Raw genomic sequence first — 23428 nt, forward strand, 5'->3', positions numbered from 1 at the left:
CCTCCCTCCGCAAGACCTGCGTTCGGCCTCCTGAAGTCGCGAAGATCAAGATCAAGATCAAAAGCCAGATCAAGAGCCAGATCAAAAGCCAGATCAAAAGCGGGGGAGTGAGCTGAATTTGCCGCTGATGCTGGCCTGAAGCCGGCGATAGCCGCAGCGCTATCAGCGCAATAGCGAACGGTGGTTGTCCAAAAACCTGCGAAAGAGGACAATTATCGGCTTCCCGTCACAACCAGCGACCTTGCATGGCCTTTCTTGCACTTGGTATCAACCATAAGACTGCCTCGGTAGACGTACGCGAGCGCGTGGCGTTTACCCCAGAGCAGCTGGTAGACGCCCTGCAGCAGCTCTGCCGACTGACATCCAGCCGCGAAGCGGCGATTCTGTCGACCTGCAACCGTAGCGAGCTCTATATCGAGCAGGACCACCTGTCCGCCGATGTCGTGCTGCAATGGCTCGCCGACTACCACCGCCTCAGCCTGGACGAGCTGCGCGCCAGCGCCTACGTGCACGAAGAGCACGAGGCGGTAAAGCACATGATGCGGGTGGCCTCCGGCCTGGACTCGCTGGTGCTCGGCGAGCCGCAGATCCTCGGCCAGATGAAGTCCGCCTACGCCGTGGCGCGTGAGGCCGGCACCGTCGGCCCGCTGCTCGGGCGCCTGTTCCAGGCCACTTTCAGTGCCGCCAAGCAGGTGCGCACCGACACCGCCATCGGCGAAAACCCGGTGTCGGTGGCGTTTGCCGCGGTCAGCCTGGCCAAGCAGATCTTCAGCGACCTGGGCCGCAGCCAGGCCCTGCTGATCGGCGCCGGCGAAACCATCACCCTGGTCGCCCGCCACCTGCATGAGCAGGGCGTGCGCCGCATCGTCGTTGCCAACCGTACCCTTGAGCGGGCCAGCATCCTGGCCGAGCAGTTCGGTGCGCACGCCGTTCTGCTGGCCGACATCCCCCAGGAACTGGCCAACAGCGACATCGTCATCAGCTCCACCGCCAGCCAGTTGCCGATCCTTGGCAAGGGTGCGGTCGAGAGCGCGCTGAAGCAGCGCCGGCACAAGCCGATTTTCATGGTCGACATTGCCGTACCGCGCGATATCGAAACCGAAGTCGGCGAACTGGATGACGTCTACCTGTACACTGTCGATGACCTGCACGACGTTGTGGCAGAAAACCTCAAAAGTCGTCAGGGCGCGGCCCAGGCCGCCGAAGAGCTGGTGTCGGTGGGGGCAGAGGACTTCATGCTGCGCCTGCGCGAGCTGGCCGCGGTGGATGTGCTCAAGGCCTATCGCCAGCAATGCGAGCGCCTGCGCGACGAAGAACTGCAAAAGGCCCAGCGGCTGCTGGCCAACGGCGGCAACCCCGAAGACGTACTGGCCCAACTGGCCCGGGGGCTGACCAACAAACTCCTGCACGCGCCCAGCGTGCAGTTGAAAAGGCTCTCGGCCGAGGGCCGCCTCGATGCGCTGGCCATGGCCCAGGAACTCTTTGCCCTCAACGAGGGCTCGACGGACAAATCCCCGCAATGAAAGCGTCGCTGCTGAACAAACTGGAAATCCTCCAGGACCGCTTCGAAGAACTCACCGCTCTGCTTGGTGATGCCGAGGTCATTTCCGACCAGACGCGCTTTCGCGCCTATTCCCGTGAATACGCCGAAGTCGAGCCGGTCTACGCTGCTTATAAAGAGTGGCGCAAAGTCCAGGACGACCTCGAAGGTGCCCAGGCGCTGCTCAAGGACAGTGACCCGGACCTGCGCGAAATGGCCGTGGAAGAAGTGCGTGAAGCCAAGGAACAACTGCTGACGCTGGAGTCGCAGCTGCAACGCATGCTGTTGCCCAAGGACCCCAACGATGGCCGTAACGTGTTCCTCGAAATCCGTGCTGGCACCGGTGGTGACGAGGCGGCGATCTTCTCCGGCGACCTGTTCCGCATGTATTCACGCTACGCCGAAAAGCGTGGCTGGCGCCTGGAAATCCTCTCCGAGAACGAAGGCGAGCACGGCGGCTACAAGGAAATCATCGCCCGCGTCGAGGGTGAGAGCGTGTACGGCAAGCTCAAGTTCGAGTCCGGCGCGCACCGCGTACAGCGCGTGCCCGAGACCGAATCCCAGGGCCGTATCCACACCTCCGCGTGCACCGTGGCAGTACTGCCCGAGCCGGACGAGCAGGCGGCCATCGAGATCAACCCGGCCGACCTGCGCGTGGACACCTACCGCGCATCCGGTGCCGGCGGCCAGCACGTCAACAAGACCGACTCGGCGATCCGTATCACCCACTTGCCCACCGGTATCGTGGTCGAGTGCCAGGAAGAGCGCTCGCAGCACAAGAACCGTGCCCGTGCCATGTCCTGGCTGTCGGCCAAGCTCAACGACATGCAGACCAGCGCCGCGCAGAATGCCATCGCCACCGAGCGCAAGCTGCTGGTCGGCTCGGGTGACCGTTCCGAGCGCATCCGTACGTACAATTATCCACAGGGGCGGGTGACCGATCACCGTATCAACCTGACCCTGTACTCGCTGGACGATATCCTCGCCGGCGGGGTGGAGGCGGTGATCGAACCGCTGCTGGCCGAATACCAGGCCGATCAACTGGCCGCCCTGGGGGACTGATGACCATCATCGCCAGCCTGCTGCGCAACGCGCAGTTGCCAGAGTCGCCTACCGAGCGGCTGGATGCCGAGTTGCTGTTGGCCGCGGCCATCGGAAAATCGCGCAGCTACCTGCACACCTGGCCCGAGCGAATCGTCAGCAGCGAAGATGCCGAGACCTATGCTGGCTACCTGCAGCGCCGCCGTGGCGGCGAACCGGTCGCCTACATTCTCGGGCTGCAGGGCTTCTGGAAGATCGACCTGGAAGTGGCACCGCATACCCTGATCCCGCGGCCGGATACCGAGCTGCTGGTCGAAGCTGCCCTTGAACTGCAACCCGCCACGCCGGCCAAGGTCCTTGACCTGGGCACCGGCACCGGCGCGATTGCCCTGGCCCTGGCCAGCGATCGCCCGGCCTGGCAGGTAACCGCAGTGGACCGGGTGGAGGAGGCCGTCGCCCTGGCCGAGCGCAACCGCCAGCGCCTGGGCCTGGCGAACGCCCAGGTACGGCTCAGCCATTGGTTCGACAGCCTGGCCGGCGAGCGTTTCGACCTGATTGTCAGCAACCCGCCCTACATCGCCGCTGCAGACCCGCATTTGGTCGCCGGTGATGTACGCTTCGAGCCCAGCAGTGCGCTGGTGGCCGGTGCCGATGGCCTGGACGACCTGCGCGTGATCGCTGTCCAGGCCCCCGCGCACCTGGTACCGGGTGGCTGGTTGCTGCTGGAGCACGGCTACGATCAGGCAGCGGCGGTGCGCGCCTTGCTGGCTGAACAAGGCTTCATCGAGGTCGCCAGCCGCACGGACCTGGGCGGCCATGAACGCATTACCCTGGGGCGCCTGCCATGCTGAGTGATCAGGAACTGCTGCGTTACAGCCGGCAGGTTTTGCTGGCCCAGATCGACATCGACGGCCAGTTGCGGCTCAAGCAGAGCAAGGCGCTGATCGTCGGGCTCGGCGGCCTTGGCTCGCCCGTCGCCTTGTACCTGGCCGCCGCCGGGGTCGGTGAGCTGCACCTGGCGGACTTTGACACCGTCGACCTGACCAACCTGCAACGCCAGGTGATCCACGACAGTGCGAGCGTGGGCATGAGCAAGGTCGATTCGGCCCTGCAGCGCCTGCAGGCAATCAACCCGGAAATCAGCCTGGTTGCCCATCGCCAGGCTCTGGACGAGGACTCGCTGGCGGCCGCTGTGGCAGCGGTCGACCTGGTGCTGGACTGCTCTGACAATTTCGGTACCCGTGAGGCGGTCAACGCTGCCTGTGTCGCGGCTGGCAAGCCGCTGGTCAGCGGTGCGGCGATCCGCCTGGAAGGGCAGTTGTCGGTATTCGATCCACGGCGTGACTACAGCCCTTGCTACCACTGCCTGTATGGCCATGGCAGCGAAGCCGAACTGACCTGCAGCGAAGCCGGCGTGATCGGTCCGCTGGTGGGCCTGGTAGGCAGCCTGCAGGCGCTGGAGGCGATGAAGTTGCTGGCCGGGTTCGGCGAGCCGCTGGTCGGCCGCCTGCTGCTGATCGATGCTCTCGGCACTCGTATCCGCGAATTGCGGGTCAAGCGCGACCCGGCCTGTGCGGTCTGCGGCAAGCGCGATGGCTGAGCGCTCGGCGCCGGTCGGCGTGATGGACTCCGGGGTTGGCGGCTTGTCGGTACTCGCCGAGATCCAGCGCCTGCTGCCCAACGAGACGCTGCTGTACGTGGGCGATTGCGGCCACATACCCTACGGCGAGAAGTCGCCGGACTATATCCGTGAGCGTCTCCGGCGCATTGCTGCGTTCTTCCATGAACAGGGCGCCAAGGCCATGGTACTGGCCTGCAATACCGCCACGGTGGCGGCGGTGGCCGACCTGCGCGAGTTGTACCCGAACTGGCCGCTGGTGGGCATGGAGCCGGCGGTGAAGCCCGCTGCCGCCGCCACGCGCTCGGGCGTGGTCGGTGTGCTGGCCACTACCGGTACCCTGCAGAGTGCCAAGTTCGCTGCCTTGCTCGATCGTTTTGCCAATGACGTACAGGTCATCACCCAACCTTGCCCGGGCCTGGTCGATCTGATCGAGACCGGTGACCTGGCCAGCCCGGCGCTGCGCCAGTTGCTGCAAGGTTATGTGCAGCCGTTGCTGGCCGCTGGCTGTGACACGTTGATTCTCGGTTGCACCCATTACCCCTTCCTGCGCCCGTTGCTGGCCGGCATGGTGCCAGCCGACGTTGCCATCATCGACACCGGTGCCGCAGTGGCGCGCCAACTGCAGCGGCTGCTGGGCGCGGATGACCTGTTGGCCGATGGGCCTGCCAGGGATACCCGCTTCTGGACCAGTGCCGATCCGCAATCTCTCAGAAAGATCCTGCCTTTGCTGTGGCATAAGTCGGACAGTGTGGAAAGCTTTTCATTGTGAAAAAAACGTGAAAGAAGCTGAACTATCGTACCGCTGCCGTTTTCTACCGCCTTGCCTGAAATGAGGCGGATATCAATAACAGCAAAGAAGGATGTTGCTCATGAAGAAGCTGCTCGGCTTGGCGGCGGCTGCCGTCTTCACCCTGGGGCACTCACTGTCGGCGCAGGCTGCCGACGTTTCGTTTTCGGTGGGGCAGACCGGTGACTCGACCATGGTCTACCGGTTGGGGCTGCAATCGAATTGGGAAGCGAGTTGGTGGCAGACCAGCGTCGGGCGCCTGACGGGGTATTGGGATGGGGCCTACACCTATTGGGATGGTGACGAGACCGCGAGCAACCATAGCCTGTCGTTCGCGCCGGTGTTCGTCTACGAGTTTGCCGGGGAGTCGGTGAAGCCTTATATAGAGGCTGGGATTGGCGTGGCGGCATTCTCCAGCACCGAGCTGGAAGACAACGAGCTGGGCTCGGCATTCCAGTTCGAGGACCGCATCGGCTTTGGATTGCGCTTTGCCGGTGGGCATGAGATTGGCGTGCGGGCGATTCACTATTCCAACGCGGGCATCAAGCAGCCCAACGATGGGGTGGAGAGCTATAGTCTGCATTACCGCATGGCGCTCTGAGCTCTCCTGTGCCGGCCTCTTCGCGGGTGAACCCGCTCCCATAGCACCCCCTGTATCTTGAGTGCAGTGGTGTACCTGTGGGAGCGGGTTTACCCGCGAAACAAAGCAGTGCCGATGCCAGGCTCTAGCGCGTCAACGGCCACAGGCCATTGAGATCCAAGACCTCCAGCACAAGCTCGGGCTCCCTCTGCGGCCACCGCCGCAGCAGTTCTTCTGCCGCATCCTGCGGCGTCCATGCCTCCGGTAGCGCCTGCGCCGGTGTCACGGGTTTCTTCAGCGACTGCGGCCCCACCACGGTCAGCTCAACCCCCTGCGCCTTCAACGCCTGACGCTGCTCGCGCATCCATTGCGGCATGTTGTTCCAGCCCGCAGGCACCTGCGTCGGTGCATGCAACTGCAGCGCCGAATAACGGTTGAACACCGCCATCACCTGCGGCGAGTGACCCTTCGCCAACAACGGCAGCGCACTGGCCAGGCAATGCTCGCCGGCCAACTGGTTGTCCGTGACGATCGCCTCGAACAACTCGCTGTCCGCCACATCGTCCGCCAGGTAATCGCTGGTACCGGCGTTGATGATCAAGCCATCCAGCGCGCACCAGGCATGGCAGATCTGCTGGCTGGCCTGTGCCGCCTGATGTTCTTCGTGCAACTGCCACGGCAAGCGCAACAGCTGGCTGCCATAGCGTGCACCCAAGGCATCCAGTGCCTCGCCATGTTTCGCGCTTGCAGCTACCCGGTGTCCTTGCCCGAGCAGCTCCTCCACTAAAGCCAGGCCAAGTCCATTGCCTGCTCCCGTCACCCAGATACTGCGTGCGTTGTTCAAGATGCTGCCCTCTGATCCTGCCGGCGCGGGAGGTTCTTGAATGCCTCCAGTGCGCGCTGGCGACTGCTGTCGAGATCGACAATTGGACTGTGGTAGGAATATCTAGCAAAAAGATCGGCCGACTTCACGGGGAAATGAATGGCTTTTTCATCCACCCCCTGCAATTCCGGCAGCCAGTGCCGAATGAAACGCCCTTGCGGGTCGAATCGCTGCGACTGTGAAACCGGGTTGAAGATGCGGAAATAGGGCACTGCGTCGGTGCCAGTGGACGCGCTCCACTGCCAACCGCCGTTGTTGGCGGCCAGGTCGCCGTCTATCAAGTGGCGCATGAAATGCCGCTCGCCCTTGCGCCAGTCGATCAGCAGATTCTTGCTGAGGAACATGGCCACGATCATGCGCAGGCGGTTGTGCATCCACCCGGTGTGCAGCAGTTGGCGCATGGCGGCGTCGATGATCGGGAAGCCGGTTCGGCCCTGTTCCCATGCTTCGAGGTCGGCCGGTGCATCGCGCCAGGGCAGGGCTTCGGTCTGGGCGCGGAAGGCGCGGTGACGCGAGACCTGTGGATAACCGGTCAGGATGTGTTTGTAGAATTCGCGCCAGAGCAGCTCGTTGATCCAGGTTTGCACGCCGCTGCTGCCGCTGTCGAACTCGCCGCGGTTGCTGGCCAGGGCACCGTGCAGGCACTGGCGTGGCGAGATCACGCCGGCGGCCAGATAGGCGGAGAGCTGGCTGGTACCGGGCTTGGCAGGCAAGTCACGCAGCTGTTGGTAATCGTCGATGGTTTCATCGAGAAAACGGGTCAGCCGCGCCTGCGCTTCGGCTTCGCCGGCCGGCCAATGGTCGCGCAGTGCCTGCGCGGGTTTTTCGAAGCCGTCCACGTGCTGTGGGATCGGGTCGCTGCTGACATGCAGCGGTGCCTGGCGTTTTATCTGGCGGGCCAGGGCAGGGAGGCTGCGGTGCAGGTGCTCCAGGCAGCTCTTCTTGAACTGGCTGAACACCTGGAAGTAGTCGCCGCTGCGGGTAAGGATGGTGCCAGGGCGGAACAACAGCTGGTCGAGGTGGCTGTGGGCCTGGATGGACGACTTTTCCAGCAGCGCACGGGTGGCGTCGTCGCGACGTTGCTCGTTGATGCCGTACTCCTCGTTCCAGTGCACGCTTTGCACCTGATGTTGGCGGCAGACGTCGAGTACGGCCTGTGGCACCTGGTCCCAGGTGTCGATCTTGCGGATCAGCAGGGGGATGTTCAAGCGCTCCAGCGACTGGCGCAGGTCGCGCAGGCTGCGCAGCCAGAAGTCGACCTTGCAGGCGGCGTCGTCGTGGGCCAGCCATTGCCCGGGGCTGACCAGCCACAGTGCGAGGGTCGGGCCGCGTTCGCTGGCGGCAGCTAGCGCGGTGTTGTCATCGATGCGCAGGTCGCTGCGCAGCCAGGTCAGGTGCATGGTGCGGTCATCTCTCCAGGCTGGCGGTCATGGGCTTGCAGCAAACGCAATGCCGCCTGCGGGGTATCGAACAGGGCAAGATTGGGCAGCCCCAAGGCGCGCAGCCGGGTTTCATGCAGCGCCAGCGTCGGACCGCCAGCCAGGGTCGGCACGGGCAGGTTGGACAGGGTACGGTGCAACGCCTTGTCATCGATGCGTGGCCCCAGGTGCAGGAGCACGGCGCGTGGCTTGAGCATGGTGGCTGCGCGTTGCAGGTGCGCGCCAGCAATGGTGTGCTCCAGCACTTCAACCGGCAGGCCGTTGCTGGTGAACAGCCAGGCGCACAACCACAAACCGGGGCTGAAAGTGTGTTCGCTGTCTTCGGCCAGCAAGATGGCAGGCCCATGCAGCAACTGGTTGTCGTGGTAGACCCTGGCGCCCAGCTTGCTGCGCAACCAGCTGTGGAAAAACACCTGTTCCAGCCGTGCGTTGAAATAGTTGCGCCAGCGCAGGTCGAGGAGGTCGAGCAGCGGCAACAGCAATTGCTCGCACAGGGTGACGGCCGGGTACAAGGCCATCGCCTGGTTGAGCTGCTGGTCGAGGGCGCGCTGCGACAGCGTGGCGATGGCCTCGATCAGCTGGAACTGCCGGGCTTGCCAGTCGCCTTTCGGCGGCGTGCTGGCCGGTTTGTCGAGCAGCTCGCGTACCTGGCCGACGGAGGCGCCGCGCTGCAGCCAGGCGAGGATCGCTTCTACTCGTTCGACCTGCTCCAGCGGATACAGGCGATGGCCCTTGGCGGTACGCTGGGGCTTGAGCAGGCCGTAGCGGCGCTCCCAGGCTCGCAGGGTGACGGGATTGACGCCCGTGCGGCGAGCCAGTTCGCCGATGGGCAACAGGATCTCAGACGGCATTGCGCAGGCCCAGGCTCTCGGGGTGCGGCTGAAGGTAGGCCTGCTGCTGCAGATACGGATCGGGATGCTTGCGCAAATGGTGCTTGAGCAGGGTCAGCGGCACTACCAGCGGCACCACGCCTTGCTGGTATTGGCCGATGATGGCCTGCAGCTCGGCTTTGTCCTGCCGTGTGAGGATATCCTTGAAGTAGCCGCTCAGATGCTGCAGCACGTTGCAATGAGTGCCGCGGCTGGCACAGCGGCGCAGAGCCTGCATCAGCTGGCTGAAGTAGCGCGGGCCGATGCTTTGCGGGTCATCGTCCTTGCTCATGCTGCCGAGCAGGCGCCCGAGGCTGCGGTAGGCCTGCGGGTTGTTGGCCATCAACAGGTACTTGTAGCGTGAGTGGAATCGCACCAGAGCGCCACGGCTCAGGCCTTCGGCCAGCAGGCGCTGCCAGTCGGCGTACGCGTACACGCGGCTGATGAAGTTCTCGCGCAGCACGGGGTCGTGCAGGCGGCCTTCTTCTTCCACCGGCAGGTCCGGCCGCCGTGCGCAGAACGCCTGCGCATACACTCCCCGCCCACCGTGGAAGGCAGGGTGGCCATTGTCTTGGTATACCTTGACCCGCTCCAGGCCACAGGAAGGCGATTTCTGCATGAAGATGTAGCCGCAGATATCATCGAGTTCCGCCGCCATTTGCTCGCCATAGCTGCGCAGCGGCCCGGTCAGGTCCATGCCGGGGTTGCGGGTGCCTACCACTTCCGGCTGCTCGGGGTCGCCGACCAGGCGGATCGGGTCGCGCGGCACGCCCAGGCCGATGGCCACCTCCGGGCACACCGGCAACCAGTCGAAATGTTCCTCGAGTTGCATACGGCACAGGTCGGAGGCCTTGTGTCCGCCGTTATAGCGCACGCTGTGCCCGGTCAGGCAGGCGCTGATGGCGATACGCGGCTTGCTGTGGGCGGATGAGTCGTGCATGGGCTGCCTCCAAAAACCTGTACGAGACAAAATAGTTGTACAGGTTCATTCCAGCACAGCCCGGAAGTTATGCAAACAGTTTTTTTTGTATAACCCTACATCACTCGAGATGTTCGAGCAGCCGACGCGCCGCTTCCTGGCCACTGAGCCAGGCGCCCTCGACGCGGCCGGACAGGCACCAGTCGCCGCAGGCGTATAGGCCCTGGTCAGCATCGGCCAGTGCGCCCCATTCATGGTTGCTGCTCGGGCGGGCATAAAGCCAGCGGTGGGCCAAGGCAAAAGTAGGTGCTGGCACCACGCAGCCGACCAGTTCGGCGAATTCGCCCCACAGCTGTTCGATCACTTCTTCCTTGGGCAGGTCGATGTGTTGCCGGCTCCAGTCCGAGGTGGCGTGCAGTACCCAGGTGTCGAGCTGCTCGTCACGTCCGGGCTTGCTGCGGTTGCGCGCCAGCCAGTCGAGCGGGTTGTCCTGCACGAAGCAGCCTTGCATCGGGGTGTCCAGCGGGGTCTGGAAGGCCAGGGCGACGGCCCAGGTGGGCTCCATCTGCACACCGGCGGCCACGGCAGCGAGCTTCGGAGTAGCGGCCAGCAGTGGCGTGGCCTGTGGCGCCGGCACGGCGATCACCACGCGGCTGTAGGGGCCGTGGCTGCAGCCTTCGGTGTCCTGCAGGTGCCAGTACTGCTTGCCGCGGAACACTTCGGCGATGCGGCAGCCGAAGTTGACCGTCACGTCCTTGAGCAGGCCGCGGGTGATTGCACTCATGCGCGGCACGCCCACCCAGCGCGTCTGCTCGTCGGGGGAGGGGCTGAGTTCACCATCGCGGTAGTTGTACAGCTGTGGCTTCCATTGCGCGGCCCAACCGGCGGCAACCCATTGCTGTACCTGCTCGACGAAGCGGCGGTCACGGGCCGTAAAGTATTGGGCGCCGAGGTCCAGCGCGCCAGCTTCGCTGCGCTTGCTGGCCATGCGCCCGCCACTGCCGTGGCCCTTGTCGAACAAATGCACGGATTGCCCGGCCTTCTGCAAGGCCTGGGCGGCTGACAGACCGGCGATACCGGCCCCGATGATGGCGATAGGTACTGTCATGATGGCCTCTTCAAACCTTGCTGTAAGCAGACTACGCTGTCAGGCAAACCTGTACAATGCTCAAATGTTGTATAAGGTTATTCCGTGTTGGCAGGCAGGTTGGCCTATGTTTATCCGAGAGCGTCGGGTCAAAAAAGTGCCTTGATGTTAAAAATAGACCACCGCCGCATTCTGCGAGGACACAGCCATGCATATATTGCTGACAGGCGGCACCGGGTTGATTGGCAGGCACCTGTGTCAGTACTGGCTCGGCCAGGGTCATCGCCTGACGGTATGGAGCCGGCGACCCGAGCAGGTGCCGAAAATTTGTGGGACCGGCGTGCGTGGCATCGCCCGCCTGGAGCAACTGGAGGCGGACGATCAGCTGGACGCGGTGATCAACCTGGCCGGCGCCCCGATTGCCGACCGGCCCTGGACGGCGACCCGGCGCAACCTGCTGTGGGCCAGCCGCGTCACCCTCACCGAGCAGTTGCTGGCCTGGTTGGGCAGCCGCGAACAGCGTCCGGAAGTGTTGATTTCCGGCTCGGCGGTGGGCTGGTACGGAGACGGTGGCGAACGCGAGCTGACCGAGGCTTCACCGCCGGTGCGCGAAGATTTCGCCAGCCAGCTGTGCATCGCCTGGGAAGAGACGGCGCTGCGTTCCCAGGCCCAGGGCATTCGCGTGGTGCTGGTGCGTACCGGGTTGGTTCTGGCCAGTGATGGCGGCTTTTTGTCGCGCCTGCGCCTGCCCTTCAAACTGGGGCTGGGCGGGCCTTTGGGCGACGGGCGGCAGTGGATGCCTTGGGTCCATATAGACGACCAGGTCGCCCTGATTGATTTTCTCTTGCAGCACAAGGATGCCAGCGGTCCTTATAATGCCTGCGCCCCGGAGCCGGTGCGCAACCGCGAGTTCGCCAGGCGCCTGGGCCGCACCTTGCACCGGCCGGCGCTGCTGCCAGTGCCGGCACTGCTGCTCAAGGCGGGGCTGGGTGAGCTGTCGACCCTGCTACTCGGCGGCCAGCGCGCCCGCCCGGCACGCTTGCTGGCGGCAGGCTTCACCTTCCGCTTCAACGATTTGCAATCGGCTCTGGACAACCTGTCCAGCCGCCTCTGACATAGGACGCTGCATGACCGATCACGCCCTGCTGCTGGTCAACCTGGGTTCCCCGGCCTCCACCTCGGTGGCCGATGTGCGCCGCTACCTCAACCAGTTCCTCATGGACCCGTATGTGATCGACCTGCCCTGGCCGGTACGGCGCCTGCTGGTGTCGCTGATCCTGATCAAGCGCCCGGAGCAGTCGGCGCATGCCTATGGCTCGATCTGGTGGGAAGAGGGCTCGCCGCTGGTAGTGCTGACCCGTCGCCTGCAGGCGGCAATGGTCGAGCACTGGCCCCATGGCCCGGTGGAGATTGCCATGCGCTATGGCCAGCCGGCCTTGCCCGAGGTGCTGGAGCGCCTGGTGGCCCAGGGTGTGCGCAAGGTGACCCTGGCGCCGCTGTATCCACAGTTCGCTGACAGCACGGTGACCACTGTGGTGGAACTGGCCAGGCAGACGGTCAGTGAACGCCAGTTGCCGTTGCAACTTCGCGTGCTGCAGCCATTCTACGAGCACCCGGACTACATCGAGGCATTGGTCGCCAGCGCCCGGCCTTACCTGGAGCAGGATTACGATCACCTATTACTGAGCTTCCATGGTTTGCCGGAGCGCCACTTGAAGAAGCTGGACCCTACCGGCAAGCATGACTTCCAGGCGGCCGATTGCTGCAAGGATGCCAATGCCGACATGCGCGCGGTCTGCTACCGCGGGCAGTGCCTGGCAACGGCCAGGGCCTTTGCTCAGAAGATGGGCATACCCGATGGCAAGTGGTCGGTGTCGTTCCAGTCACGACTGGGGCGGGCCAAGTGGATCGAACCCTATACCGAGGCGCGGCTGGACGAGCTGGCCAAGGCTGGGGTGAAGAAGCTGCTGGTAATGTGCCCGGCGTTCGTGGCCGATTGCATCGAGACCCTGGAAGAGATCGGCATGCGCGGGAGCGAGCAGTTTGTCGAGGCCGGCGGGCAGGAGCTGGTGCTGGTGCCTTGCCTGAATGATCACCCGGAGTGGGTGAAGGCGCTGGCGGGGATGTGCGAAAAAGCCTGAGTCCAAGGTTGCCTGTTCTGGCCTCTTCGCGGGTAAACCCGCTCCCACAGGTTTTGCACAAGGCCTGAGGGCAGCGGGGTACCTGTGGGAGCGGGTTTACCCGCGAAGTGGCCGGGTCAGGCTAAAGCCGAATCAAGGCAACTGATCATCCAGCTTCTTGTGCTTCCAGCCATCATTGCCCGGCAAGATCAGGTTCAGGGCGATAGCCACGATGGCGCACAGGGCGATGCCTTTCAGGCCCCAGTCATCCGGGCCATCACCACTGCCGATCAGTACGCCGCCGATACCGAACACCAGTGTCACCGACACGATCACCAGGTTGCGCGCTTCAGCCAGGTCGATCTTGTGGCGGATCATGGTGTTCATGCCCACCGCCGCGATCGAGCCGAACAGCAGGCACAGGATGCCACCCATCACCGGTACCGGAATGCTTTGCAGCAATGCGCCGAACTTGCCGATGAAGGCGAGGGTGATAGCGAAAATCGCCGCCCAGGTCATGATCTTCGGGTTGTAGTTCTTGGTCAGCATCACCGCGCCGGTGACTTCGGCATAGGTGGTGTTGGGCGGGCCGCCGAACAGGCCGGCTGCGGTGGTGGCCAGGCCGTCGCCCAGCAGGGTGCGGTGCAGACCGGGCTTCTTCAGGTAGTCACGGCCGGTCACGCTGCCGACCGCGATCACCCCGCCGATGTGCTCGATCGCCGGTGCCAGGGCAACCGGGACGATGAACAGGATGGCCTGCCAGTTGAATGCTGGCGCGGTGAAGTTGGGCAGCTCCAGCCACGGCGCGGCGGCGATCTTGGCAGTGTCGACCACGCCAAAGGCGAACGACAGGGCAAAGCCTACGAACACGCCGGCAATGATCGGCACCAGACGGAAGATGCCCTTGCCGAACACGGCAACGATCAGCGTTGTCAGCAGGGCCGGCATCGAGATCATCATGGCGGTCTTGTAGGGCAGCAGCACGCTGCCATCACCGGCCTTGCCCATCGCCATATTGGCGGCGATCGGCGCCATGGCCAGGCCGATGGAGATGATCACCGGGCCGATCACCACCGGCGGCAGCATGCGGTCGATGAAACCGGTGCCTTTGATTTTTACCATCAGGCCCATGAAGGTGTACACGAAACCTGCGGCCATCACGCCGCCCATGGTCTCGGCCAGGCCGAACTGGCCCTTGGCGAGGATGATCGGGGTGATGAAAGCAAAGCTCGAGGCCAGGAACACGGGTACCTGGCGGCCGGTGACCAGCTGGAACAGCAGGGTGCCGATGCCGGCAGTGAACAGCGCTACGTTCGGATCGAGGCCGGTGATCAGTGGCATCAGCACCAGCGCGCCGAATGCCACGAAGAGCATTTGCGCGCCCGAAACGACCTGGCGCCAGAGCGGGTCGTTGAAGCCGTCCTGCATGGTCAGGCGTCCTTTTGCTTGGTGCCGAAGATCTTGTCACCGGCATCGCCCAGGCCCGGCACGATGTAGCCGTGTTCGTTCAGGCGCTGGTCGATCGAGGCGGTGTAGATCTGCACGTCCGGGTGGGCTTTTTCCACCACTTCGATGCCTTCTGGCGCAGCGACCAAAACCATGGCGCGGATCTCTTTGCAGCCGGCCTTCTTCAGCAGGTCGATGGTGGCGACCATCGAACCGCCGGTGGCCAGCATCGGGTCGATGATCAGGGCCAGGCGCTGGTTGATGTCCGGCGCGAGCTTTTCCAGGTAGGTGTGGGCTTCGAGGGTTTCCTCGTTGCGGGCAACGCCGACGGCGCTGACCTTGGCGCCCGGGATCAGGCTGAGCACGCCGTCGAGCATGCCGATGCCGGCTCGCAGGATCGGTACCACGGTAATCTTCTTGCCGGCGATTTTTTCAACTTGCACCTTGCCGCACCAGCCGTCGATCTCGTAGGTTTCGAGCGGCAGGTCCTGGGTGGCTTCGTAGGTCAGGAGCGCGCCGACTTCCTGGGCAAGTTCGCGAAAATTCTTGGTGCTGATATCGGCACGGCGCATCAGGCCGAGCTTGTGGCGGATCAGCGGATGGCGGATCTCACGAGTGGGCATAGGGGGGCTCCGAAAGGCGGGCAAAAAAACCGCGCTAGATTAATCTATTCAGCCTGTGCTGTCGTCTGGTCATTCTGGACGTTAGTCCATAAATGCTTGATCTGTGACGAGCGGATGCGTACCTTTGCCCGCTTTTCCAAAATGCACCCCCGGAGAGCGCCATGTCCGCCGATCTCGAGCATATCCGTCAAGTCATGCGTGAAGCTGACTGCCTGTACACCGAAGCCGAAGTCGAAGCGGCCATCGCCAAAGTCGGCGAGCAGATCTGCAAGGACCTGCACGACAAGAACCCGGTGGTTTTCTGCGTGATGAACGGCGGCCTGATCTTCTCGGGCAAACTGCTGACCCACCTGCAGTTCCCACTGGAAGCCAGCTACCTGCACGCTACCCGCTACCGCAACCAGACCAGCGGCGGCGAGCTGTTCTGGAAGGCCAAGCCCGAAGTATCGTTCATCGACCGTGACGTACTGATCGTCGATGACATCCTCGACGAAGGCCACACCCTCAGCGCCATCATCGAGTTCTGCAAGCACGCCGGTGCGCGCTCGGTGCACACCGCGGTACTGATCGACAAGGACCATGACCGCAAGGCCAGCCCGGAACTCAAGGCCAACTACGTGGGCCTGCCCTGCGTCGACCGCTATATCTTCGGTTACGGCATGGACTACAAAGGCTACTGGCGCAACGCCAACGGCATTTTCGCCGTAAAGGGGCTGTGATCATGCGCCAGCCTGCGTTCATCGACCAATCGCTGTTCGCCGGGCTGGCCGCAAAGGCTGCAGCCAACCCGCGTGGGCGGCAACATCACAATTTCCATGAAATGGAAGAGCCTTGCCACCGCATGGCAGTCGGGCTGCAACCGAGCACCTATATCCCGCCGCATCGACACCTGAGCGATGACAAAGCCGAAACGCTGGTCGTGCTCAAGGGTTGCCTGGGCCTGCTGCTCTTCAACGAGCAGGGGGCGGTGATCGACAAGCGAGTGCTGCAGGCGGGCGGCGACTGCCTGGGTGTGGATTTGGCGCCCGGCATTTACCATGGGCTTGTGGTGCTGGAACCGGACAGCATCCTGTTCGAGTGCAAGGCCGGACCGTATCGGCCGGTGGGTGAAGGCGAACATGCGCACTGGGCGCCGCGCGAAGGAGAAGAGGGCGTGGACGAGTACCAGGCCTGGATGCGCGCGCAGTTCGATTGATGTCGACTGTACCGGTCCTATCGCCGGCAAGGCAGCTCCCACCTCGACCCCGGTGGCCTCAAGCCATGTGCTATCCCTGTGTGGCTGGCTTGCCGGCGATAGGGCCGGTACAGCCCAGACACAGCATGCTAGAGTGCTCCTTCATTCAAGGAGCCTCACATGCGTGCGTTTCTTCCCCTCCTGCTGGCGGTCAGCCTGCCACTCGCCGCCGCACCGCTGCACAGCCAGTTCCTGCCACCTGACGACCAGTCCCTGCGCCAGGAAGCGCCGACCGGCCAGCAATTGTTGCAAGTGACCGACTACTCGGTGGTAGTGGGTACCCAACGCCAATCCGACCAGCAGCCGATCCCGATCACCTCGTCGTTGCAGGTGCGCCTCAAGGGCAAGCCGCTGAGCAAGGGCGCAACCATCGCCCAGGTACTGCTGACCTTTGACGGTGAAGCGGCCAAGAGCCTGAAGAAACCCGTATACGATGAGAAAACCCGCACCCTGAGCCTGAATTATCCGCTCAGCGACTACCGCGTGATCATGGACCTGCTGCGCAACGAGACGCTGTATGTGCAGTTCCTCACCTACGGCAACGGCCACGTCTGGGCCGACCTGCACACCGGTACCGTACGTACGCGTTGAGGCGCCCGGCCTGCGGGGGGTACACTGCCGGCCTTCGAAATTTCGTGATGGTCCAGTTGGAGTCGGCAATGCGTAAAGACAAGAAACAGGTAATCGGTGACGAGATCAGCGACGACTACATCAAGTCGTTCCTCCAGTTCGAGCCGGCCGATGGCGTGACCTCGCCGTCGCTGCACAAGCTGGTCAAGGCCTACCGCGGCCTGCGCATCGACGATTTCGAGCGTTTTGTCGGCTTCTTCGTCGAGGCTGGGCTGGACCTGGATGGCAAAGACGAGCACGGCAAGACCTTTGTCGAGCAGATTGCCGACCAGCGCAATGCGCCGGATTACATCGAGATCATCGCCAAGGCCCGTGGCTGATTTGTAAACCTGCTCCGGCCCTTTCGCGGGTAAACCCGCTCCCACAGGTACAGCACAGCCCTTAGCTGTGGTGCGGTCCTTGTGGGAGCGGGTTTACCCGCGAAAGGTCCGGAACAGGCTTACTAAGATCCAGGCACAAAAAAACGCCCCGAGGGGCGTTTTTTCGTGACCGGCCGAATCAGGCGTAATGCTTGGCTGCCGGGCTGCTTTCCACCAGTTCCAGCGCCACGTCGTTGTCGGCACTGATCTTGTGGTACAGGGCAGCATCGGTCGCCAGGGTCTTCTCGCGAGCCGGGAAGATTTCCTTGAGCTTGGCAGCCCAGGCACCTTTGGCCTGCTCGGGGAAGCAGCGCTCGATCAGTTCCAGCATGATCGAAACGGTCACCGAAGCACCCGGCGATGCGCCGAGCAGTGCAGCCAGGCTGCCGTCCTGGGCCGAGACCAGCTCGGTACCGAACTGCAGCACGCCGCCTTTCTTCGGATCTTTCTTGATGATCTGCACGCGCTGACCGGCTACTTCCAGGCGCCAGTCTTCGGCCTTGGCCTGCGGGTAGAAGCGACGCAGGGCTTCCAGGCGCTGCTCCATCGACTGCATCACTTCGCTGACCAGGTACTTGGTCAGGTCCATGTTGTCACGGGCCACGGCCAGCATCGGGCCGATGTTGCCCATGCGTACCGACAGCGGCAGGTCCATCAGCGAACCGTGCTTGAGGAACTTGGTGGTGAAGCCGGCATATGGACCGAACAGCAGCGATTTCTTGCCATCGACCACGCGGGTATCCAGGTGCGGTACCGACATCGGCGGGGCGCCGACCGCGGCCTGGCTGTAGACCTTGGCCTGGTGCTGCTTGACGATTTCCGGGTTGTCGCAACGCAGCCACTGGCCGCTGACCGGGAAGCCGCCGAAGCCTTTGCTTTCCGGAATGCCCGACAGCTGCAGCAGCGGCAGGGCCGCGCCACCGGCGCCGAGGAAGACGAAGCGGGCGTCCACTTCACGGCTACCGCCGCTGTTGACGTCCTTGATGCTCACGGTCCAGCCCTTGCCGTTACGGCGCAGGCCAACAACCTTCTTGCTGTACTTGACCTGGGCGTCCTGCGAGTCGCCCAGCAGCTTCAGCAGCTTGTTGGTCAGGGCGCCGAAGTTGACGTCGGTGCCCTTGAGCACGCGGGTGGCGGCGATGTGCTGGTCGGCTGGGCGGCCTGGCATCATCAGCGGCATCCAGTCCTTCATCACGGCCTTGTCTTCGGTGTATTCCATGTCCGCAAAGGCATGGTGCTGCTTGAGCAGCTCATAGCGCTTCTTGAGGAAGGAAACGCCCTTGTCACCCTCGACGTAGCTCAGGTGCGGGACAGGGTTGATGAAGGCACGTGCCGAGCCGAAGTTGCCCTTCTTGCTCAGGTAGGCCCAGAACTGGCGCGAAACCTCGAACTGGGTGTTGATGTGCACGGCCTTCTTGATGTCGATGCTGCCATCGGCGGCCTGGGGCGTGTAGTTAAGCTCGCACAGGCCGGCGTGGCCGGTGCCTGCGTTGTTCCAGGGGTTGGAGCTTTCCGCGGCTCCGGAGTCCATCGCCTCCACGACCTCAAGCTTCAGGGTCGGGTCGAGCTCCTTGAGCAGTACGGCCAGGGTGGCACTCATGATGCCTGCGCCTACCAGTACCACATCAACCGATTCGTTCTGCGCCATTTAACGCGTCTCCACAATCTACAGCTACCTAATTGACAGCATAGGACCTGGGTTCGCCAGGGTCGCCATGTCCGACTTTTCGCAGTTCTTGCAACTTCCGCGGACACCGCCAATCAGTCTTCGGGTTCGCGTATTGAACGCGGTTTGCCACGGGTGCGGCAATTCGACTTATGGTCAAGGTGTCGTGCGTGCGTTATGGAACGGCTCAGACACTCATACGGGATGAGCGCATTTGCCGCCTGTTCAGGGCTGTTCGGGACACATCTGCCGCTTTTGCACATGCCAGACTGTTCATTTGCTCGCCACACTCTTGTGAAGTTGTGAAAACCGTTTTTTCACGCTCTTTTGGAGACGTGAACCTCAAAAGGGGACTGCGCGATGGCAACCCGCAGGTTCATGCAGTGTGAAGGGCCGGAAAAGCAGGCACGACAGCCGATGCAAGACCTGAGTGGAAGGCTCTCTGTGGGCGAAGCATTGAAGTTGCCGGGGTCAATCGGCGAGTGCGGGGCCCGATCAGGAGACGTCCTTATAATCGGGGGGAGATTATAGCGATGTCGCGGGCAGAAATGTCGCCATTCGTGGTTTTTATTGCAGCGTTTGTCAGGCCGCGAGGATGCGCTGGTGCCAGCGGCGGCTTGCGCGGGCGCAAACCCGGGCACTGGCGGGCAGCTCGCGGCCCAGCCAGGCGAGCCGGATTTCGCCGATCTGGACCCAGCCGCTGCCGCTGGGCGCCTGGCTGCATTGCTTGAAGGCCAGGCATTTGCCGTCTGCATCGAGGCGGGCATAGGTGTTGTGGCGCGGGCGTTGGAACAGCAGGGTCCAGAGCGAGGCCATGGCAGCGAGTCCTGTGCGTTAGGGCTTGGCGCAAGGATAAGGGCGCGGCGATGAAACGATTGTGACAAGCGGGCCGGACCGATGACTGGTCGATGCGTGGCTAGGTATACTGTGGGCCTTCGCCGCTTTTTCTGGAGTAACGCGCATGTTGCAACGTCTGTTGTTCGGTTTGATCGCCGTGGCCAGCCTCAGCCTGGTCGGTTGTGCCCACAGCCCGCAACAACTCAACCCGCAACCCACGCTCAAGGCCCAGCTCGCCCCGGTCGGCCATGGCCAGCCGGTAGTGGTCCGGGTAGTTGATGGCCGGGCCTCGCAGTCCCTGGGCACTCGCGGTGGCATGTATCCCGAGACCAGTACCATCAGCGTGAGTGGCAACGACATCGTGCCCAAGCTGCAGGCCCAGGCCGAAGCCGCCGTACGCCTGCTCGGCTTCACCCCGACGCCGAACGCCTACAACGCGCCGCAGCTGACCGTGACGCTGGCCGAACTGAAGTACCAGTCGCCGAAAGACAACCTGTACGTGACCGAGGCTACCATCGGCGCCACATTCCGTGCCGACGTGTCCAATGGCGGCCGCCGCTACAGTGGCCGTTACGGCGCTTCGCTGGACCAGCGTTTCGGCATGGCGCCGAACCAGGAAACCAACACCCAGCTGGTGGGCGATGTGCTGAGCGATGCCCTGACCCGCATGTTCAAGGACCCGACCATCGGTCAGGTGCTGGGGCAGTAAGCCTTCAGCTATAAAACAAAACCCGCTGCCTGTGTTCCAGGCAGCGGGTTTTTTGTTGTCTGTGCCCGCGAAGAGGCCGGCAAAATTTCATGCCATTCCAGATGAAATTTGATGACACTTTGTCGCCTGAGCCGGGCGTCTGGGCATGACTTGGGTAGAATGCCGGCCTTTGCCGTCGCTCATACCGAGGTTGCGTGATGTCCTTGCAAGTGCTCTGGGGGTTCCTGGCCGCCCACCCGACCAAGCTGATCAATTTGCTGGCGCTGCTGCTGACCTGCCCGGGCGGGTTGCTGCTGCACAGTGCGCGGCGGCGCGAGGCCGAAACCCGCGAATACATGGCGGTGGACGAGGGGGTGGTGGACGCGTTCGACCTGCGGGTGCCGCGGTACTTCTACATTCTCGGCTTTTCGTGCCTGGCGATGGCGTTGCTGCTGTCCTGGTTCAGTACCTGGATTTGAGATTTCAGGGCCGCTTTGCGGCCCATCGCGACACAAAGCCGCTCCTACAGGTATGCACGATCCCCTGTAGGAGCGGCCTTGTGTCGCGATGGGCTGCAAAGCAGCCCTAGGATCGATCAGGCAACCGGTGCCTGCTGCCTGACCTGGTACTGGTTGCGCACCGGCGTCGCATACTGCAGCACAAGGTACGGCCTCTGCTCCTCAGGGCAGGCATCCAGGCGGCGTTGCCATTCCTCCTTGGCCCGAGCCAGCTCATCGGCCGGGAACACCTTCTCGGCGCTCGGCACCTGTAGCGCCTCATCCCTGCCATCCCACATCGCATAGGCCAGGTAGTGCACCGGGAACAGTCGGTAGCCACCGAGGATCTGCCGGTCGATTTCCGCTGCCAGCTGCTTGGTATCCTCGTGATACTCGGTCACCGGCGGGGCGAAGTTGATGTGCACCCGGCCTTTGTAGCCGGTAATGCCCTTGGCGATGCTGTTGTCGTCCTCGCCCGGCGCCTTCTTGTAGGTGCCGGTGGTGGCGCGGATGTACAGCTCGCGGGCCTTGGCCTGGTCGCACGGGTCATATTCGTAGCTGATCGAAACCGGTGTCAGGTTCAGGCTCTGGATCACCGCGCCGAACGGCTCGTCCTTGCGGCTCATGTGGAACATCTTGAGGATCGCCGAATCGGTACGGTCGTCACCGTCCTTGGCCCGGCCTTCTGCCTGGGCGATCCAGATCGACGTGGCGTCGTTGCGGATCGAGTGGTTGATGTAGGCTGAGAGCAACTGGTAGGCCGCCAGCTTCTCGCGGCGCCCACTGATCGAGCGGTGCACGATGAAGCTCTTGTTCAGGCGCATCATGTCGCTGACAAACGGCTTTTGCAGCAGGTTGTCGCCAATGGCGATGCGCGGCGTGGGCAGGCCGGCGTGGTAAACCGCGTAGTTGACGAAGGCCGGGTCCATGACGATGTCACGGTGGTTGGCCAGAAACAGGTAGGCGGTGCCGGCCTTGAGCTGCTCCACGCCCGAATAGGTGACGCCGTCGGTGGCGCGGTCGATGGTCTGGTCGACGTAGTACTCGACTTTGTCCTGCAAGGTCGAGACACAGGTGACACCGGCGAATTCCTTGCGCAGGCGGCGGGCGATCAGCGGTTTGAGCAACCAGCCGAGAGCACCGGCCGCACGCGGGAAGCGGAAGTGGGTGAGGATATCGAGGAATGCCGGGTCGCTGAGCAGGCGTGCCAGAACGGCAGGGACCTCAGCGTCGTCGTACGGTCGGATGGCATCGAATTCGCCCATCATGCTCTCTTGTTGGAAACGGCTAGGGTAATAAGGTAGGGGCGGGCTCCGAAAAACGGCTCGGACACACACAGGCCCTGTAAACAGACCGGCAATTATACGCATAAGTCACCCCGGAGGCCGCGATGCTGCAAACTGCGATCTACGATTGCCCTTATTGTGGCGAAGAAGTCGAAACCACGGTGGACCTGTCCGGTGGCGATCAGGAGTACATCGAGGACTGTCAGGTATGTTGCAAGCCTATCCGCTTCGTGCTGCAAGTTCATGGCGAGGAGTGGATGCTGGATGTATTCGGTGAGAATGACTGATGCAGCGTATCTACGAACCGGAAAACCTGCTCGAGGCTGAAATGCTGGCGGGCATGCTCGCCAGCGAGGGGGTCGAGGCGCACCTGGTTGGTCGTGACCTGATCGGTGCTGCCGGTGAACTGCCGATGCAGGGCTTGCTTGGGCTTGCCGTGGCTGATGAACAGGCCGAGTACGCACGGCAGCTAATCGATGCGTACAATGATGCCCAGCCACTGGTTGGCGACGAACCGGAGAGTTTCCCCGGTACCTTGATCTGCTAGGTTCTGAATTCGCCCATGTGTGGACGTTACGCCCTGTTTCGCTGGCCCCAGGCTCTTGCCAGTCTGCCGGGCTTTCCCGTTGGCCAGCCAGCCCAATGGAACATCTCGCCCGGGGCTTCGGTGCTGATCCAGCGCCAGCTCGACGGCCAGTTGCAACTGGCCAAGGCGCGCTGGGGGCTGACCCCGGCCTGGCTCACCGACCTGTCCCGCACCCCCGCCCATGCCCGCGCCGAAACCCTGGCCGAGCAGCCGATGTTTCGCGACGCGTTTCGCCTGCGCCGCTGCCTGATGCCGGCCAACGGCTTTTACGAATGGCGCGGCAGCGTGCGCAAGCGCCCGTACTGGCTGACCCCGGGGGAGGGTGCATCACTGTACTTCGCCGCCGTGTGGGAGGCCTACCCGGTGCAGGACCAGGTTTGGCTGAGTTGTGCGGTGGTGACCCAGGCGGCGATGAACCAGCGTCGGCCGTTGATACTGGACGAGGCGGGGCAGGCGGCCTGGCTTGACCCGGACACGCCGCTGGCCCGCCTGCATGAATTGTTGGCCAGCCCGCCGGCGACGTTGCGCGAGCGGGCCCTGGCGCATTTCGTCAATGATCCGAAGCTGGATGCGCCGGAGTGCCTGACTCCGGCCTGATGTATGGCTGTGCCGGCCTCTTCGCGGCTGAAGCCGCTCCTACAACGATCGCATTATCCCTGTAGGAGCGGGTTCACCCGCGAAGAGGCCGGT

Annotated in this window: 27 protein-coding genes; 17 read left to right on the plus strand and 10 right to left on the minus strand. The window is 63.3% G+C overall.

Features of this window, described 5'->3' with window-relative positions; translation table 11 throughout:
- Positions 1–245 precede the first annotated feature (245 nt).
- The 6 genes from hemA to RR51_RS13405 all read left to right on the plus strand — a co-directional run bounded on the left by hemA (position 246) and on the right by RR51_RS13405 (position 5590).
- Positions 246–1523, plus strand: a complete 1278-nt coding sequence (gene hemA / locus RR51_RS13380; protein ID WP_015268942.1) for a glutamyl-tRNA reductase — start codon at positions 246–248, stop codon at positions 1521–1523.
- Positions 1520–2602 (plus strand): peptide chain release factor 1, encoded by a 1083-nt coding sequence (gene prfA, locus RR51_RS13385; protein WP_013970909.1) that lies wholly within the window; start codon positions 1520–1522, stop codon positions 2600–2602. The genes hemA and prfA overlap by 4 nt, the downstream gene beginning before the upstream one ends.
- Positions 2602–3432: a peptide chain release factor N(5)-glutamine methyltransferase gene (gene prmC, locus RR51_RS13390; RefSeq protein ID WP_039613792.1), complete on the plus strand. Its 831-nt coding sequence runs from the start codon at positions 2602–2604 to the stop codon at positions 3430–3432. The genes prfA and prmC overlap by 1 nt, the downstream gene beginning before the upstream one ends.
- Positions 3426–4181 carry a molybdopterin-synthase adenylyltransferase MoeB gene (locus RR51_RS13395; RefSeq protein WP_013970911.1) on the plus strand — a complete coding sequence of 252 codons (756 nt, stop codon included), beginning with the start codon at positions 3426–3428 and terminating at the stop codon, positions 4179–4181. Before prmC ends, RR51_RS13395 begins: the two co-directional genes overlap by 7 nt.
- A complete protein-coding gene (gene murI, locus RR51_RS13400; protein WP_039613793.1) occupies positions 4174–4971 on the plus strand; it encodes a glutamate racemase in 798 nt (265 codons plus the stop codon). Before RR51_RS13395 ends, murI begins: the two co-directional genes overlap by 8 nt.
- Positions 4972–5071: 100 nt before the next feature.
- On the plus strand, positions 5072–5590 hold the full coding sequence (locus RR51_RS13405; RefSeq protein WP_039613794.1) for an acyloxyacyl hydrolase: 519 nt from the start codon (positions 5072–5074) through the stop codon (positions 5588–5590).
- Positions 5591–5714: 124 nt separating this feature from the next.
- Here the strand turns inward: RR51_RS13405 and RR51_RS13410 are convergent, their stop codons facing one another.
- From RR51_RS13410 to RR51_RS13430, 5 genes are all read right to left on the minus strand, one after another.
- Positions 5715–6413, minus strand: coding sequence for an SDR family oxidoreductase (locus RR51_RS13410; protein WP_039613795.1), 699 nt, complete (start codon positions 6411–6413; stop codon positions 5715–5717).
- The gene (gene phrB, locus RR51_RS13415) at positions 6410–7852 is read right to left on the minus strand and encodes a deoxyribodipyrimidine photo-lyase (protein ID WP_039613796.1); all 1443 of its coding nucleotides are present in this window, start codon (positions 7850–7852) and stop codon (positions 6410–6412) included. Before phrB ends, RR51_RS13410 begins: the two co-directional genes overlap by 4 nt.
- Complete coding sequence (locus tag RR51_RS13420; protein WP_015268948.1) at positions 7843–8742, minus strand: MerR family transcriptional regulator; 900 nt, start codon at positions 8740–8742, stop codon at positions 7843–7845. The genes phrB and RR51_RS13420 overlap by 10 nt, the downstream gene beginning before the upstream one ends.
- On the minus strand, positions 8732–9700 hold the full coding sequence (locus tag RR51_RS13425; protein WP_038408696.1) for a YbgA family protein: 969 nt from the start codon (positions 9698–9700) through the stop codon (positions 8732–8734). Before RR51_RS13425 ends, RR51_RS13420 begins: the two co-directional genes overlap by 11 nt.
- A 100-nt stretch (positions 9701–9800) precedes the next feature.
- Entirely contained in the window at positions 9801–10787 is a 987-nt protein-coding gene (locus tag RR51_RS13430) for an NAD(P)/FAD-dependent oxidoreductase (protein ID WP_013970918.1), read from the minus strand.
- A 187-nt stretch (positions 10788–10974) separates the two neighbouring features.
- On the opposite strand from RR51_RS13430, the gene RR51_RS13435 reads away from it, so the two are divergent.
- Positions 10975–11880, plus strand: coding sequence for a TIGR01777 family oxidoreductase (locus tag RR51_RS13435; RefSeq protein ID WP_039613797.1), 906 nt, complete (start codon positions 10975–10977; stop codon positions 11878–11880).
- Positions 11881–11893: 13 nt separating this feature from the next.
- Complete coding sequence (hemH, locus tag RR51_RS13440) at positions 11894–12907, plus strand: ferrochelatase (RefSeq protein WP_039613798.1); 1014 nt, start codon at positions 11894–11896, stop codon at positions 12905–12907.
- A gap of 132 nt (positions 12908–13039) precedes the next feature.
- On the opposite strand, the gene RR51_RS13445 is transcribed toward hemH, so the two are convergent.
- Both RR51_RS13445 and upp read right to left on the minus strand, forming a co-directional pair.
- Positions 13040–14314, minus strand: coding sequence for a uracil-xanthine permease family protein (locus RR51_RS13445; RefSeq protein ID WP_013970921.1), 1275 nt, complete (start codon positions 14312–14314; stop codon positions 13040–13042).
- Between the two features lie 2 nt (positions 14315–14316).
- Entirely contained in the window at positions 14317–14955 is a 639-nt protein-coding gene (gene upp / locus RR51_RS13450; RefSeq protein WP_011532223.1) for a uracil phosphoribosyltransferase, read from the minus strand.
- Positions 14956–15116: 161 nt separating this feature from the next.
- On the opposite strand from upp, the gene RR51_RS13455 reads away from it, so the two are divergent.
- The 4 genes from RR51_RS13455 to RR51_RS13470 all read left to right on the plus strand — a co-directional run bounded on the left by RR51_RS13455 (position 15117) and on the right by RR51_RS13470 (position 17139).
- Entirely contained in the window at positions 15117–15674 is a 558-nt protein-coding gene (locus tag RR51_RS13455) for a hypoxanthine-guanine phosphoribosyltransferase (RefSeq protein ID WP_003256346.1), read from the plus strand.
- A 2-nt stretch (positions 15675–15676) separates the two neighbouring features.
- A complete protein-coding gene (locus RR51_RS13460) occupies positions 15677–16150 on the plus strand; it encodes a WbuC family cupin fold metalloprotein (RefSeq protein WP_039613799.1) in 474 nt (157 codons plus the stop codon).
- 159 nt (positions 16151–16309) lie between these two features.
- Positions 16310–16780 carry a hypothetical protein gene (locus RR51_RS13465; protein WP_013970925.1) on the plus strand — a complete coding sequence of 157 codons (471 nt, stop codon included), beginning with the start codon at positions 16310–16312 and terminating at the stop codon, positions 16778–16780.
- Positions 16781–16848: 68 nt separating this feature from the next.
- The gene (locus tag RR51_RS13470) at positions 16849–17139 is read left to right on the plus strand and encodes a PA4642 family protein (protein WP_003256344.1); all 291 of its coding nucleotides are present in this window, start codon (positions 16849–16851) and stop codon (positions 17137–17139) included.
- A gap of 178 nt (positions 17140–17317) precedes the next feature.
- Here RR51_RS13470 and mqo read toward each other — a convergent pair whose 3' ends face one another.
- Together mqo and RR51_RS13480 are read right to left on the minus strand one after the other, a co-directional pair.
- Positions 17318–18826, minus strand: a complete 1509-nt coding sequence (mqo, locus tag RR51_RS13475; protein WP_039613800.1) for a malate dehydrogenase (quinone) — start codon at positions 18824–18826, stop codon at positions 17318–17320.
- Between the two features lie 600 nt (positions 18827–19426).
- Positions 19427–19660, minus strand: coding sequence for a hypothetical protein (locus RR51_RS13480; protein ID WP_013970928.1), 234 nt, complete (start codon positions 19658–19660; stop codon positions 19427–19429).
- A 145-nt stretch (positions 19661–19805) separates the two neighbouring features.
- Here RR51_RS13480 and RR51_RS13485 point away from each other — a divergent pair, with 145 nt between their 5' ends.
- Positions 19806–20390: a YajG family lipoprotein gene (locus RR51_RS13485; protein ID WP_013970929.1), complete on the plus strand. Its 585-nt coding sequence runs from the start codon at positions 19806–19808 to the stop codon at positions 20388–20390.
- Positions 20391–20587: 197 nt separating this feature from the next.
- Positions 20588–20848 carry a hypothetical protein gene (locus RR51_RS13490; RefSeq protein ID WP_013970930.1) on the plus strand — a complete coding sequence of 87 codons (261 nt, stop codon included), beginning with the start codon at positions 20588–20590 and terminating at the stop codon, positions 20846–20848.
- A 116-nt stretch (positions 20849–20964) separates the two neighbouring features.
- Here the strand turns inward: RR51_RS13490 and RR51_RS13495 are convergent, their stop codons facing one another.
- The gene (locus RR51_RS13495) at positions 20965–22134 is read right to left on the minus strand and encodes a 1-acyl-sn-glycerol-3-phosphate acyltransferase (RefSeq protein WP_161795741.1); all 1170 of its coding nucleotides are present in this window, start codon (positions 22132–22134) and stop codon (positions 20965–20967) included.
- Between the two features lie 122 nt (positions 22135–22256).
- On the opposite strand from RR51_RS13495, the gene RR51_RS13500 reads away from it, so the two are divergent.
- Genes RR51_RS13500 through RR51_RS13510 form a run of 3 tightly spaced genes read left to right on the plus strand, consistent with a single transcriptional unit; the run spans position 22257 to position 23335 of the window.
- Positions 22257–22439 carry a CPXCG motif-containing cysteine-rich protein gene (locus tag RR51_RS13500; protein ID WP_003260667.1) on the plus strand — a complete coding sequence of 61 codons (183 nt, stop codon included), beginning with the start codon at positions 22257–22259 and terminating at the stop codon, positions 22437–22439.
- A complete protein-coding gene (locus RR51_RS13505; RefSeq protein ID WP_013970931.1) occupies positions 22439–22699 on the plus strand; it encodes a putative signal transducing protein in 261 nt (86 codons plus the stop codon). The genes RR51_RS13500 and RR51_RS13505 overlap by 1 nt, the downstream gene beginning before the upstream one ends.
- Positions 22700–22714: 15 nt before the next feature.
- Positions 22715–23335: an SOS response-associated peptidase gene (locus RR51_RS13510; protein WP_003260669.1), complete on the plus strand. Its 621-nt coding sequence runs from the start codon at positions 22715–22717 to the stop codon at positions 23333–23335.
- Positions 23336–23428: the final 93 nt, after the last annotated feature.

Origin of the sequence: Pseudomonas sp. C5pp (assembly GCF_000814065.1) — a bacterium.
GTDB lineage: Bacteria > Pseudomonadota > Gammaproteobacteria > Pseudomonadales > Pseudomonadaceae > Aquipseudomonas > Aquipseudomonas asiatica.

Excerpts from the sequence above, each read along its gene's own strand:
- hemA (WP_015268942.1), top strand. The coding sequence starts at position 246 with ATGGCCTTTCTTGCACTTGGTATCAACCATAAGACTGCCTCGGTAGAC.
- prfA (WP_013970909.1), top strand. The coding sequence starts at position 1,520 with ATGAAAGCGTCGCTGCTGAACAAACTGGAAATCCTCCAGGACCGCTTC.
- prmC (WP_039613792.1), top strand. The coding sequence starts at position 2,602 with ATGACCATCATCGCCAGCCTGCTGCGCAACGCGCAGTTGCCAGAGTCG.
- RR51_RS13395 (WP_013970911.1), top strand. The coding sequence starts at position 3,426 with ATGCTGAGTGATCAGGAACTGCTGCGTTACAGCCGGCAGGTTTTGCTG.
- murI (WP_039613793.1), top strand. The coding sequence starts at position 4,174 with ATGGCTGAGCGCTCGGCGCCGGTCGGCGTGATGGACTCCGGGGTTGGC.
- RR51_RS13405 (WP_039613794.1), top strand. The coding sequence starts at position 5,072 with ATGAAGAAGCTGCTCGGCTTGGCGGCGGCTGCCGTCTTCACCCTGGGG.
- phrB (WP_039613796.1), bottom strand. The coding sequence starts at position 7,852 with ATGCACCTGACCTGGCTGCGCAGCGACCTGCGCATCGATGACAACACC.
- RR51_RS13420 (WP_015268948.1), bottom strand. The coding sequence starts at position 8,742 with ATGCCGTCTGAGATCCTGTTGCCCATCGGCGAACTGGCTCGCCGCACG.
- RR51_RS13425 (WP_038408696.1), bottom strand. The coding sequence starts at position 9,700 with ATGCACGACTCATCCGCCCACAGCAAGCCGCGTATCGCCATCAGCGCC.
- RR51_RS13430 (WP_013970918.1), bottom strand. The coding sequence starts at position 10,787 with ATGACAGTACCTATCGCCATCATCGGGGCCGGTATCGCCGGTCTGTCA.
- RR51_RS13435 (WP_039613797.1), top strand. The coding sequence starts at position 10,975 with ATGCATATATTGCTGACAGGCGGCACCGGGTTGATTGGCAGGCACCTG.
- hemH (WP_039613798.1), top strand. The coding sequence starts at position 11,894 with ATGACCGATCACGCCCTGCTGCTGGTCAACCTGGGTTCCCCGGCCTCC.
- RR51_RS13445 (WP_013970921.1), bottom strand. The coding sequence starts at position 14,314 with ATGCAGGACGGCTTCAACGACCCGCTCTGGCGCCAGGTCGTTTCGGGC.
- upp (WP_011532223.1), bottom strand. The coding sequence starts at position 14,955 with ATGCCCACTCGTGAGATCCGCCATCCGCTGATCCGCCACAAGCTCGGC.
- RR51_RS13455 (WP_003256346.1), top strand. The coding sequence starts at position 15,117 with ATGTCCGCCGATCTCGAGCATATCCGTCAAGTCATGCGTGAAGCTGAC.
- RR51_RS13460 (WP_039613799.1), top strand. The coding sequence starts at position 15,677 with ATGCGCCAGCCTGCGTTCATCGACCAATCGCTGTTCGCCGGGCTGGCC.
- RR51_RS13465 (WP_013970925.1), top strand. The coding sequence starts at position 16,310 with ATGCGTGCGTTTCTTCCCCTCCTGCTGGCGGTCAGCCTGCCACTCGCC.
- RR51_RS13470 (WP_003256344.1), top strand. The coding sequence starts at position 16,849 with ATGCGTAAAGACAAGAAACAGGTAATCGGTGACGAGATCAGCGACGAC.
- mqo (WP_039613800.1), bottom strand. The coding sequence starts at position 18,826 with ATGGCGCAGAACGAATCGGTTGATGTGGTACTGGTAGGCGCAGGCATC.
- RR51_RS13480 (WP_013970928.1), bottom strand. The coding sequence starts at position 19,660 with ATGGCCTCGCTCTGGACCCTGCTGTTCCAACGCCCGCGCCACAACACC.
- RR51_RS13485 (WP_013970929.1), top strand. The coding sequence starts at position 19,806 with ATGTTGCAACGTCTGTTGTTCGGTTTGATCGCCGTGGCCAGCCTCAGC.
- RR51_RS13490 (WP_013970930.1), top strand. The coding sequence starts at position 20,588 with ATGTCCTTGCAAGTGCTCTGGGGGTTCCTGGCCGCCCACCCGACCAAG.
- RR51_RS13495 (WP_161795741.1), bottom strand. The coding sequence starts at position 22,134 with ATGATGGGCGAATTCGATGCCATCCGACCGTACGACGACGCTGAGGTC.
- RR51_RS13500 (WP_003260667.1), top strand. The coding sequence starts at position 22,257 with ATGCTGCAAACTGCGATCTACGATTGCCCTTATTGTGGCGAAGAAGTC.
- RR51_RS13505 (WP_013970931.1), top strand. The coding sequence starts at position 22,439 with ATGCAGCGTATCTACGAACCGGAAAACCTGCTCGAGGCTGAAATGCTG.
- RR51_RS13510 (WP_003260669.1), top strand. The coding sequence starts at position 22,715 with ATGTGTGGACGTTACGCCCTGTTTCGCTGGCCCCAGGCTCTTGCCAGT.